This window comes from Rossellomorea sp. GQ25, from assembly GCF_059758515.1.
Map to the genome: position 1 here is coordinate 93,782 of NZ_JCAXEQ010000007.1, position 12,346 is coordinate 106,127.

Here is a 12,346-nt window from a genome sequence, read left to right on the forward strand (position 1 = left end):
AACTCTAAAGTCGTCTCTGTCTCTGTCTCTGTCAAATGCACCAAACACATCATCTCTATCACGGAAGCATCCCATTCTCTCACCTCCCTTTAATTGTTTTTGCATTACATTATATCTTATGTAAGAAAGGACAAGCCGTTAGGGCATACTCCTACTTTTGAAAAAAAAAGGCGATTGTTACTGAGAAAACGAAAAAATTTCCGGATGAAGATCTTTAAACCAAAGACTCTTTTCGTAAAGATTGTTGTTTTGTAACATATGATCTGGTTGGAGCTCTGTCAACAAGCGTGTGCTGGATGGTGAGGGGAACCACTCCTCTTCCGGGGTCTCGGCACGCCCGTACTTCCGCAGGAGCGCAGCGACGAGGAGGCTCACCGCCCGCCCGGCGGAAAGCGAGCATCCTGCAGCGGAAATCAACTACTACTTTCTTCTGTAAAATAGCCACAACGTTTACGAAAAGAGCCAAACCAAAAACCCCACGAATCCACCTGGGCTCATAGGGTTTTAAAATCGTACTATTCAGTTAAGAATGATTGCACTAGTCTTTACCCTTTCATGAAGCCATATGTTCCAAACGAAGCTTGTCAGCTACCATGGCAATGAATTCTGAGTTTGTCGGCTTAGCCTTCGACATACTCACTGTGTAACCGAATAAAGAAGAAATGGAATCGATATTCCCTCTGCTCCAAGCCACTTCAATTGCATGACGAATGGCCCGTTCTACTCTTGATGCTGTAGTGTTGTATTTTTTTGCAATATCAGGGTAAAGTACCTTTGTAATTGAACCAAGTAATTCGATATCGTTATAAACCATAGAAATCGCTTCCCTTAAATATAAGTAACCTTTAATATGTGCCGGAACGCCAATTTCGTGGATGATGCTTGTAATACTTGCATCTAAATTTCTTGGTTTCTGCTCCGTATGCATTCTGGATGAGGAAGGTTTTTTTATGATTGAGTTTGATTTACCGCTTACTTGTCTAATGTGACTCACTAGATTTTCCATATCAAAAGGCTTTAGGATAAAGTAAGAAGCTCCAAGGTCGACGGCTTTCTTCGTAACATCTTCTTGACCGAAGGCTGTCAGCATAATGACATTAGGAATGCTCTTTTTTTCGCGAAGTCGTTCGAGCACTGCAAGCCCGTCCAAATGAGGCATAATAATATCCAATACCAGTACATCAGGATCCACTTCTTCTAACAAATCTAAACAATCTTGGCCATTATGAGCAATTCCTACTACTTCCATATCATTTTGTGAAGCAATGTAGTCTTCCAATAATGACGTAAGTTCACGGTTATCATCCACAACACATACTTTAATCGATTTCACTACAGGGTTCCTCCTCAATCCTAATTAATTCATCTCTGTAATTTTATTCTAAATTACTTTTTCGACAATGCAACCTAAATTCCTTTTATTTTTGAAAAAAACTTGGAAAATAATATATTTTCTTTGATTTTCTAAAGATTTCTTTATATTTCGACCCTATTCGATATTTACTCATCAGTTTGTCGAATAATCTTTATTTTAACAAGCTTACCGTGCTTTTGGCAAACCTTCCTTATTTTCGAATGCCCTTCTTCTTAAATCTTATCTTACAAAAGCTTGGAGTGGTTGATTTCACAAAACCAATTGTAAGAAAAAAAAGAACCCTTATAAGCACCCACGATCGGGACTTTAGTAAGGGTTTTACACTTTTAGCTTGCTCGGTCATGATTTTTCTTGTAAATATCGATTCCCGCTTCACTCAGCATCCATTCAATGTGAACGCCATAGCCGCTTGTAGGATCATTTACAAACACATGTGTGACAGCTCCGATGACTTTGCCATTTTGAATAATGGGACTTCCACTCATGCCTTGGACGATTCCACCGGTTTTATCCAACAGCTTGGGATCTGTTACTTTCAAAACCATTCCTTTTGTTGCCGGATATTTCTGTGGAATGGTGCTGACAATTTCAATATCGTACATTTCTACATCTTTTCCATCTACCACAGTCAATATCTGAGCAGGTCCCTCTTTCACTTGGTGGGAAAGAGCGATGGGCATTGGTTTATCCATTAAATCGTTATCTACGGATTGATTTAATTCACCAAAAATCCCGAATGGACTATTACGGGTAATGTTGCCAATTACGTTGCGATCAGAAGAAAAACGGGCTAATTTTTCACCTGGTTTTCCGTCCGACCCTTTTTGAATGGATGTTACTTCTGAATGAACAATCTCACCGTTTTCAACGACAATCGGTTTTTTCGTATCCATATCAGAAATGACATGGCCAAGCGCCCCATACTTCTTGGACTTCGGGTCAAAAAACGTCATTGTGCCGATTCCAGCTGCAGAATCACGAATATACAACCCTAATTTATAGTTTTTTTCCCCTTTTTCTTTTAACGGGAGCAATTGAGTTTTTACGGTCTTCTGTTCACGCTTTATCACAACGTCTAAAGAACGGGATTCTTCCCCTGCCTTTTGAACAAAAGGAGCAACATCCGCAAGTTCTTCAATTTTGGTTCCGTTTATTTCTGTAATCATATCCCCTACCTGAATTCCGGCTTTTTCACCGGGAGACATCTTACCTGCATCTGTTTCAACCAGGTGATGACCTACGACTAACACCCCAACAGTATTTAATTTCACCCCGATGGATTGACCACCCGGGATCACCTTGAAATCTTTCAGTACTTCTACATCGACTTTTTTTATGGGTAACCCAGCTAACTCAAATACCACTTCATCCTTACCTACAGAACTTCCTTGGATTGAGAGCTGACCTTCCTCTTCTTTCAATTGAACATGTTGATTATCAGACGAACCCATCGTCGTAACGGATGCAGCCTTAGGGAGAGCAACTTGATCCCCTTCCATTACCCTTACAGAGTTCGGAGTATTGATAAATTGTTGAACCGGTTTGTAAAAACCAATAAGACAAAGCGAAACAAGGAGAATTCCACCTATACATTTTCTTAACCAATCTAAACTCAATATATTCACTCTCCTCGCTTCTAATCCACACACACTAACTATTGGCTACAGTTTTAATTTTGCCTTTAACAGCCACATTTATAACTGGTAATCATGAAAAAAAGCTACCCGAATTGGATAGCTTTTCATGTTTCTTTAATGGAACCTGCTAACTGCAACAATTCCTTTGCATGTTCCAATGTTAAATCTGTAATTTCCACTCCTGAAATCATTCTGGAGATTTCTTTGATCTTTTCTTTCTCTTCAAGACGTTTAACCATTGTGCTCGTTCTGCCGCCTGAAAGTTTTTTCGAAATAAACAAGTGACAATCCGCCATCGCAGCTACTTGTGGTAAGTGAGATATACACATCACTTGGGAATGAATAGCGACCTGATAAATTTTTTCAGCGATCGCCTGTGCCACTCTACCACTCACTCCCGTATCCACCTCATCAAAAATGATGGAGGTAATTCCCTGATGCTTGGAAAAGATCGTTTTCATAGCTAACATAATGCGGGAGAGTTCTCCACCTGAAGCCACTTTGGACAGCGGCTTTAAAGGCTCCCCTGGATTGGTGGATATGTAAAACTCCACTGTATCCCAACCATCCTTTTTAAAATGATGGAAAGAAAAAGATTCATTTTCCCCACTTTTTACAAAACGAACTTCAAATTTTGTTTTATCCATGTAAAGTTGCTTTAACTGCTCATGAATACTTGTGGTTAATTTTTTCGCCCACTGCTTTCTTGTTTGCGACAGATTTCTCGCCTCTAATGATAAGTCTTTCTCAAGTGATTGTAATTTACTTTGTAAATGTTCTACATGAGAATCTTTGTTCATGATGGTTTCAATTTCTTCTTCAATCTTTGAACTATATGCGAGAATTTCTTCTACTGAGGATCCATACTTTCTCTTTAAACCGTTAATCTCGTTCAGTCTCGTCTCAATAAGATCCAAACGATTCGGTTCAAATTCCAATTGATCTAACTCTCCTCTTACTTGTTGAGCAGCATCTTCAAGCATATAAAAAGCATTCGAAACAGATTCCAAGGTCTTATCATATTGAGAATCCACCTCTGCAGCTGTCTCGAGATGACTCATGGCAAGGCCCGTCCAGTCCAGCCCTTTTCTCTCGCCTTGAATGCTGTCATAGGATGTCTGTAGCGCTTCAAAAAGCTTTTCAAAGTTCATAAGCTTCCGTTTCTCTTCCATAAGCTCATCATCTTCGTTTAATTGCAGATTCGCATCATGAATTTCTTTCAGCTGAAACTGAATGAGATCTAATCGATGCGCCATCTCCTGCTCGTTCTCATTAAGCCTGTTTAGTTGCTTATAAATGGAAAGGTACTCTTTGTATACTTCTCCGTAACTCAAGAGACCTGAGACAATCTCTTTCCCGCCGAATTGATCCAATAAGGAAAGGTGCAGGCTTTCATTCATCAGTTCTTGATGCTCATGCTGTCCATGAATATCAATAAGTGAAGCCCCGATTTCCCTCATGATCGCAATCGTCACAAGCTTACCATTGATCCTGCAGACACTTTTTCCTGTACTCGAGATATCTCTTCGAAGAATGATCATGCCTTCTTCAATTTCTATCCCGAAGCTTGCCGCTTTCCCAATGCAAGGATGCGTTTCATTATCAAGAATAAATAACCCTTCAATTTCAGCCTTTTTCTCCCCATGCCGAACGTATTCCGAGGATCCTCTTCCACCAACCAATAAGTGAATGGCATCAATGATAATCGACTTCCCTGCTCCAGTCTCCCCTGATAAAACGGTCAGACCTTCTTCAAAAGAAAGAGAGAGGGATTCAATTATGGCGAAATTTTTGATTGATAGTTCTTGTAGCAAAACATTCACCTCAAATAAAAAGGAACTTTTCCCTCAAACAATTTAAAAGAAAAGCTTCCTATTGGATTTTGTATGAAGGGCTGCAAATACAGCCCATTAATTTAGAATTGCCCCTACAATTTATAGCATATCTAAAAAACGTTCTGAAACAATCTTTGTCTCTTCTTCAGTACGGCAGATGATCAAACATGTATCATCTCCACAAATCGTTCCTAGAATCTCTTCCCAGTCTAAGTTATCAATTAAAGCACCGATAGCATTTGCATTACCAGGTAGAGTCTTCATAACCAGCATATGCCCCGCCTGGTCCACTTTGACAAACGCATCGGTCAGGGTACGCTTAAGTTTTTGAAGAGGATTAAAGCGCTGATCAGCAGGCAAACTATATTTGTATCTGCCATCCATCAACGGCACTTTAACTAAATGCAATTCTTTAATATCCCTCGACACGGTTGCTTGGGTCACATTAAAGCCAGCATTCTTAAGACTTTCCACGAGCTCATCCTGTGTCTCCACATCTCTATTCGTAATGATTTCTCTGATTTTAATATGTCTTTGCCCTTTGTTCATCATAGAACATACACCTCTTACATTTGATTAAAACCTGTATAAATATACCTCTACGCTTATGTTAGCCTATTTTGTATGGAAGTACAATAAAAAAGAAAAGCGGAAGGGCTTTGAACAGAGGCGACAAGCATAAGACGAACATGCCTGAAAGGCGCTTTTTGCCTTTTGGGCATGTTTGACTTATGACTCGAGCCTCTAAGCCCTGGAGCTAGACAAAAAGAAAAGCGGAGGCGGCTTGGTTTGGCCCGACAAGCATAAGGCGAATCCGCACAAAAGGCGTTCTTTGCCTTTTTTGTGGGTTCGACTTATGACCTCGAGGGCCTAGCCGCCGGAGCTGGACAATAAGAAAAGCCGCTCTTCCACGAAGAGCAGCACATTCCTTATTGCGTATTCGCTTTTAACTGATTATGAGCTTCCTCAATTACCTCATCCGGCGTATTGTTTAAGAAAGATTCGCCTTCACCAGCATCCCCGGACCATTTCAGATGGATCAGAAATTCGATATTCCCATCTCCTCCTGTAATAGGGGAATAAGACAAACCGGCGATATGATAGCCTTCTTTAGTAGCCAGCATCATAATCTTCTCGATTACCATCTTATGCACGGCCGGATCCCTTACAATTCCTTTTTTTCCGACTTGATTCTTCCCTGCTTCGAACTGCGGCTTGATTAAGGCGATACAATCTCCACCAGGCACTAACAGTGTTTTCAGGACAGGTAAAATCAGGGTAAGAGAGATAAAGGACACATCAATGGATGCGAAACTCGGCATTTCACCTTGTAAATCGGCCGGGGTGACGTAGCGGAAGTTGGTTCTCTCCATCACGACGACCCTCTCATCCTGTCTAAGCTTCCAGGCAAGCTGATTATACCCTACATCAAGTGCATAGGACATCTTTGCCCCGTTTTGCAGGGCACAATCGGTAAATCCTCCGGTAGACGCCCCGATATCAATCATCACTTTATCGTTTACGTCTACATCAAAGACTTGTAAAGCTTTTTCCAGCTTTAAGCCTCCCCGGCTCACATATGGGATCACTTTCCCTTTCATCGTCAGCGGGATATCTTCACTCACTTTTTCTCCAGGCTTGTCCAATCTCACTTCATTGGAGTAAACAAGTCCTGCCATGACAGCTCGTTTTGCTTTTTCTCTTGTATCTATTAATCCTCGTTCTACCAGGAGTACATCTACGCGTTGTTTTTTTACTTTCATCATTAAGCCCTTTTTTGTTTTTTTGGTGTGATCGTTAAAATACGATCCACGACATTTTCTTTAGTCATGCCGATTTCGTTCAATAATTCGTTCACGCTTCCGTGTTCGATGAAGTAATCAGGAATTCCGATGCGGTCAATCACAGCGTTATGGTAACCCTGTTCTTGTGAAAACTCAAGAACACCACTTCCGAATCCACCTTGAAGAACCGCTTCTTCTATCGTTAAAATAGGCATTTCTTCTCCAAGGATACTCTTTAGCATCTTTTCGTCCATTGGTTTAATGAATCTCGCATTTACCACACGAACGGAAAGACCTTGTTTCTCAAGCTCTGCGGCCGCTTCCATCGCCATTGGGATCGTCGTACCAAATGTCAGTATGGCAGCATCTGTTCCTTGCTTCAATACTTCCCACGTTCCGATTGGAATGGTTTTCAGCTCTGAATCCATGGGCACTCCATATCCGTTTCCACGTGGATAACGTAATGCAATTGGACCATCGTTATACTGAAGAGCCGTATTGACAAGGTGTTGACCCTCATTTTCGTCCTTCGGCATCATGATCACCATATTCGGTAAATGCCTTAAAAAGGCGATATCAAATACCCCTTGATGCGTTTCCCCATCAGCACCGACTAATCCGGCACGATCAATTCCGATGAATACATTTAAGTTTTGTCGGCAAATATCGTGAACCACTTGATCGTATGCTCTTTGCAGGAATGTTGAATAAATGGCCAGAAATGGCTTCATATTTTGTGTAGCAAGTCCAGCTGCAACCGTGGTGGCATGCTGCTCGGCAATTCCTACATCAAACATCCGATCGGGGAATTCTTCAGCAAATCCAAGCAGTTTTGATCCCACCGGCATGGCTGGCGTAATCGCAACTACCCGCTCATCCTCACGGGCAATCTTTCTGACGGTCTCACTTACAAGTCCACTCCAGGAAGGAGGAGCATTCACCGGTTTAATCAAATCACCGGTATCGATCTTATACGGACCTGTACCATGCCAAGTACCCTCTTTATCTGATTCTGCAGGATGAAACCCTTTACCTTTTTTCGTTATGACGTGTAAAAGGACAGGACCTTTTGTTTTCTTCGCATACTGGATATTTTCTGAAAGATCATGATAATCATGGCCATCGATCGGTCCAAGATAAGTAAATCCTAATTCTTCAAAGAACATACCTGAAACGAATAAATACTTTAAACTGTCTTTTACCCGCTCAGCCGTACTTGCTAGTTTTCCTCCGACAGCAGGTATGCGTTTAAGGATGTATTCCATCTCATCCTTCACCCAGTTATATTTTCCCGCCGTTCGCAAACGTCCAAGAACACTGTGCAGTGCTCCTACATTTGGCGCAATGGACATTTCATTATCATTTAAAACGACGATCATATCCTTCTTTTCATGGCCGATGTGATTAAGTGCTTCAAGAGCCATTCCGCCCGTCAAGGCACCATCGCCGATCACAGGGATGATGAAGGAATCTTCTTTTTTGACATCTCTGGCGATTGCCATACCCATAGCTGCAGACAGTGAAGTAGAGCTATGTCCTGTTTCCCACACATCATGCTCGCTTTCATTTCGTTTAGGAAAACCACATAACCCCTTATATTGTCGCAATGTGTCAAATTGACAAGCTCGGCCGGTCAGGATCTTATGAACATACGATTGATGACCAACATCCCAAAGGATTTTATCTTTTGGGCTTGAGAAATGCTTATGAAGGGCAACGGTTAATTCGACCACCCCTAAGTTTGGACCAATATGACCGCCAGTCTTTGATAGATTCTTTATCAAGAATTGGCGAATCTCTTGACTGAGCTCTTCTAACTGTTCATTCGTCATGTTATTAAGAAAAGAAGGCTCCTTTATTGATAATAAATCCATGAGGTCCACTCACTTTCATCACTAAATATTTTGTTTCGCACGCTTATACTGTTTTTTCTTGTTTTTATCTTTTTTGTCTTTTTTATCTTTAATCACTACGATGTGAAATCGATCTTCAAGAAATTGTAGAACTTTACCAACTCTAAATATTATATCCTTAGAATAGGTGATGGCAAACGTTTTTCCAAGCGCTTTGCCTCCAACGGTCAACGAAGCTATGATACTTGTCAGTGTTACGCTTACAATATATTCCCTCAAAGAGCCGCCTTCAAGCTGAAAAGAGACGGCTAATTGTATAATGACAATCGCCGACGCAGTACCACTTATAATCCCTGAAATATCGCCGATTACGTCGTTACAGAAGCTTGCGAACCGGTCGGCGTTCCGGACGATTTTGATTGAATAACGTGCACCGTACACTTTTTTGGCTGCCATGGCATGAAAAGGGGTTTCATCAGCGGCAGTTGCTGCAATCCCCAGCATATCAAAGAAGATTCCAATGAAGACGATGATCAACACAACAATCAGTCCTGTATACCATGCGACTCCATTTAAGACCATATTGGATGTAACTGAAAAAATAGCCGCTAACACAAATGTGATAACGGCAATGCTGACACTCCACTTTATTGAGTTTTTCATTGTTTCATTCATTATCGTTTAAACACACCGTTTCTATTGTGTAAATAGGGATCAGTACTATGTAATTGGATGGTCATATAAAGAGTAAAAATTGCAGCTTAGGTCCAGTAGGTTTTCCCAATCAGCTACCGGATGTTGCCATACCGGCGGTTTCCCTTTAAACCCGACTTAGCCGCGTCACCACAGGCTAGACTGGATTACCACTTAGTCCGCACTATAATCCTCTTTATATGTCCGAATATGAACAGTCTAGGAGTTTTCCTCAACAGTCCTTAACGCAATCCTTAGCCTCTTTTGCAAAGAGGATTTCATATGGGCGAAAAAGCACATATCAATGGCCAACTGATGTGTACCTTGTAACCATAATCCCCTCTCTCTTCACTCAAGGCAGGCTACGCTGCTAGTGAATCATCACATCGCAGGTTCATACTTTGTTCTTATTGCATATGCTTATGCCAGCACAAGAAACAAAGCCTCCGCGGCTTGCGGGTCAACGCCCACATGCCATTGTGGATCGCCCTCAAGCCTTACTCCCAGATATGACCCAAGGCTGGGCGCCTCAAGCCAATTCCAGGAACTTCATCGATGTGCCCTTTAGTGGATTTTTAGGCCCACCTTCAGGATTGGTGGACTGACTAGAATACTGCACCACCCAAATTTTTATTCTAGAGATATTATAACATATGTTAAATAATTTGCTCAAACATAGAAATGGTTCTAATGATTCCGGTCAACGATTAATTGGGCAATTTCAGTAAGAAGTCCGGTATTTATAGGTATTTGTTTCAGTGATGCTAACGCTTCGTTCAAATGGTAGTGAAGCTTTTCCTTAGCTCCTGACATCGTCAGGAGGCTTGGATATGTACTCTTATGTTTTGATTCGTCGCTCCCTACAGGCTTTCCAATCATTTCTTCAGAGCCTTCAATATCGAGGATGTCATCCTGTATTTGAAAGGCGAGTCCAATATGATATGCAAATTTTTCAAGTAATTCCAGCTCTTCTTCCGAGGCCTCAGAAATGATCCCGCCTGCTAGCACACTAAATATCAGTAACTTACCTGTTTTATGCACATGGATGCCTTCAAGTTCTGTCACTGACAGCTGCTTATTTTCCCCTTCGATATCCGCAACTTGTCCGCCAACCATACCTTGAGGTCCTGCGCACTTCGCCAAAAGACCGATGAGTCTTATCTTCATGTCACTTGTAAGGTCATTGTCCTCTGCAATCAGTTGAAAACTAAAGGTCAATAAACCGTCACCTGCTAAAATCGCCATCGCTTCCCCGAACATTTTATGATTGGTGGGTTTCCCTCTTCTTAAATCGTCATCATCCATGGCTGGAAGGTCATCATGAATCAAGGAATACGTATGAATCATTTCGAGGGCAGAAGCTGTGGTCATCCCTAGTGAAGGGTTTCTGTTAAAAGCTTTAATTGTCGCTAAGAGGAGAATGGGACGAATTCTCTTTCCACCTGCTTGCAATGAATAGATCATGGCTTCCTTCAAGATAGAAGGCATAGAAAGGCCATCTACAGTGTGCACCATATGATTGGTAATCTTTTCTCCATGTTGTAATTGAAATTCTTTCAGATCAATGTGGGGGTTCACTCTTTATTCCCCCTCATCCAGGTCGAAGGCTTTTTCCCCTTCATCTGTCATCATCTTCGTTAATTGGTTTTCTGCTTTTTGCAAAGTATCATGACAGTATTTCGAAAGGTCCATACCCTTTTGATAAAATTCCAACGCTTTCTCTAAAGGAACTTCTCCTTCTTCCAACTTCTCCACAATCTCCTCCAGTTGTTCCATAGCTGTTTCAAATGATAACTCTTCTTTAGACTTTGCCATTATTTTCACGCTCCTCAACGGATTCAACTTCGCAATGTATTTTCCCATCTCTGACGTTTATCTCGAGGCGGTCACCCGCTTTGACTTGCTGAGATGATTTGATCAATGTGCCTTCATCCTGGTAAACCAGGCTATACCCCCTGTCCATGATCTTTAAAGGACTGAGGGCATGCAAGGTAGACAGGGAAGAACTAAAACGGTTGTTCTTTTCTTTCAGCACCTGCTTAAATTGCTTCTCTACCCGCGTCTTCATAAATAAGACTCTCTCGTGTTGAATGGTAATGAGTTGTGAAGGATGGACACGTTGAAGTCGTGAGTGAAGCCGGGTTAATTGATCGCGATTTTGCCTCACATGCAGGCTGATATTTTTTTGCAGCTGATCAGTAAAACGGTCGACGGTTTCAATTTTCTGTTGATACAGATTACGCGGGTTTCTCAAAGCGTAGGATTTCATTAAACTATTTAAGCGGCTTCGCTCACTTTGAAGCTTAGTCTTGAACGATTTGATCAGTCGTAATTTACGATTCATGATTCTTTCCAGCAAATCATCAATATGCGGAACCGCTAATTCTCCTGCTGCTGTAGGTGTAGGTGCTCGAAGGTCGGCTACAAAGTCGGCGATCGTAAAGTCTGTCTCATGTCCGACAGCAGAAATAACGGGGACTTTTGACTCGACAATACCTTTGGCTACAATCTCTTCGTTAAACGCCCACAATTCTTCAATCGAACCGCCACCTCGTCCGATAATCAATATGTCAATATCTCCTAGATCATTTACCTTTTTCATTGCCGCGGCAATCGATCCTGCGGCTTGTTCCCCTTGAACCAAAGCAGGGAAAATGAGGATTTCCCCAATTGGATATCTTCTTTTGATGGTTGTAATTATATCTCTGATTGCAGCACCTGTTGGAGATGTCACAACAGCGATTCGCTTCGGAAACTTAGGAATCACACGTTTCCGGCCTTGATCGAAATAGCCTGCTTTTTCGAGCTTCTCTTTCAACTGCTCATAGGCCAAATACAGCTCACCGATTCCATCAGGCTGCATTTCTTTTACATAGATCTGATATTGCCCACCCGATTCATAGACAGAGACGTCTCCCCGAATCAACACATTCATTCCATTTTCAGGTCTGAATTTCATGGATTGGTTATTACTTGAAAACATGACAGACAAGATGCGGGCTTTTTCGTCTTTCAAGGTAAAGTACATATGGCCGCTTGAATGTCTTTTGAAATTAGAAATTTCCCCCCGTACGAATAGATTGGATAAATGGGGATCTCTATCGAATTTACGCTTTATGTATTTTGTCAGAGCTTGTACCGTTAAATAACGTGATTGATCGAGTTCCAT

General features: G+C 41.6%; 11 protein-coding genes. All 11 read right to left on the reverse strand.

Annotation, left to right across the window (positions count from 1 at the left end):
- Positions 1–214: 214 nt before the first annotated feature.
- Complete coding sequence (locus AC6CIB_RS19990) at positions 215–466, reverse strand: hypothetical protein (protein WP_498283674.1); 252 nt, start codon at positions 464–466, stop codon at positions 215–217.
- Positions 467–553: 87 nt separating this feature from the next.
- On the reverse strand, positions 554–1,333 hold the full coding sequence (gene spo0A / locus AC6CIB_RS19995; RefSeq protein WP_299738282.1) for a sporulation transcription factor Spo0A: 780 nt from the start codon (positions 1,331–1,333) through the stop codon (positions 554–556).
- Between the two features lie 368 nt (positions 1,334–1,701).
- Positions 1,702–2,991 (reverse strand): SpoIVB peptidase, encoded by a 1,290-nt coding sequence (spoIVB, locus tag AC6CIB_RS20000; protein ID WP_498283677.1) that lies wholly within the window; start codon positions 2,989–2,991, stop codon positions 1,702–1,704.
- A gap of 125 nt (positions 2,992–3,116) precedes the next feature.
- Positions 3,117–4,826: a DNA repair protein RecN gene (gene recN, locus AC6CIB_RS20005; protein WP_498283679.1), complete on the reverse strand. Its 1,710-nt coding sequence runs from the start codon at positions 4,824–4,826 to the stop codon at positions 3,117–3,119.
- A gap of 120 nt (positions 4,827–4,946) precedes the next feature.
- Positions 4,947–5,396, reverse strand: a complete 450-nt coding sequence (gene ahrC / locus AC6CIB_RS20010) for a transcriptional regulator AhrC/ArgR (RefSeq protein ID WP_044340153.1) — start codon at positions 5,394–5,396, stop codon at positions 4,947–4,949.
- A 380-nt stretch (positions 5,397–5,776) separates the two neighbouring features.
- Positions 5,777–6,610: a TlyA family RNA methyltransferase gene (locus tag AC6CIB_RS20015; protein WP_498283681.1), complete on the reverse strand. Its 834-nt coding sequence runs from the start codon at positions 6,608–6,610 to the stop codon at positions 5,777–5,779.
- 2 nt (positions 6,611–6,612) lie between these two features.
- Positions 6,613–8,505, reverse strand: coding sequence for a 1-deoxy-D-xylulose-5-phosphate synthase (gene dxs, locus AC6CIB_RS20020; RefSeq protein ID WP_498283683.1), 1,893 nt, complete (start codon positions 8,503–8,505; stop codon positions 6,613–6,615).
- 21 nt (positions 8,506–8,526) lie between these two features.
- Positions 8,527–9,159 (reverse strand): hypothetical protein, encoded by a 633-nt coding sequence (locus tag AC6CIB_RS20025; protein ID WP_498283685.1) that lies wholly within the window; start codon positions 9,157–9,159, stop codon positions 8,527–8,529.
- Between the two features lie 705 nt (positions 9,160–9,864).
- The gene (locus tag AC6CIB_RS20030; protein ID WP_498283687.1) at positions 9,865–10,755 is read right to left on the reverse strand and encodes a polyprenyl synthetase family protein; all 891 of its coding nucleotides are present in this window, start codon (positions 10,753–10,755) and stop codon (positions 9,865–9,867) included.
- Positions 10,756–10,758: 3 nt separating this feature from the next.
- Positions 10,759–10,992, reverse strand: coding sequence for an exodeoxyribonuclease VII small subunit (xseB, locus tag AC6CIB_RS20035; protein ID WP_113970456.1), 234 nt, complete (start codon positions 10,990–10,992; stop codon positions 10,759–10,761).
- Complete coding sequence (xseA, locus tag AC6CIB_RS20040; RefSeq protein ID WP_498283690.1) at positions 10,979–12,346, reverse strand: exodeoxyribonuclease VII large subunit; 1,368 nt, start codon at positions 12,344–12,346, stop codon at positions 10,979–10,981. The genes xseB and xseA overlap by 14 nt, the downstream gene beginning before the upstream one ends.

Excerpts from the sequence above, each read along its gene's own strand:
- ahrC (WP_044340153.1), bottom strand. The coding sequence starts at position 5,396 with ATGAACAAAGGGCAAAGACATATTAAAATCAGAGAAATCATTACGAAT.
- AC6CIB_RS20015 (WP_498283681.1), bottom strand. The coding sequence starts at position 6,610 with ATGAAAGTAAAAAAACAACGCGTAGATGTACTCCTGGTAGAACGAGGA.
- dxs (WP_498283683.1), bottom strand. The coding sequence starts at position 8,505 with ATGGATTTATTATCAATAAAGGAGCCTTCTTTTCTTAATAACATGACG.
- AC6CIB_RS20025 (WP_498283685.1), bottom strand. The coding sequence starts at position 9,159 with ATGAATGAAACAATGAAAAACTCAATAAAGTGGAGTGTCAGCATTGCC.
- xseB (WP_113970456.1), bottom strand. The coding sequence starts at position 10,992 with ATGGCAAAGTCTAAAGAAGAGTTATCATTTGAAACAGCTATGGAACAA.
- xseA (WP_498283690.1), bottom strand. The coding sequence starts at position 12,346 with ATGGAACTCGATCAATCACGTTATTTAACGGTACAAGCTCTGACAAAA.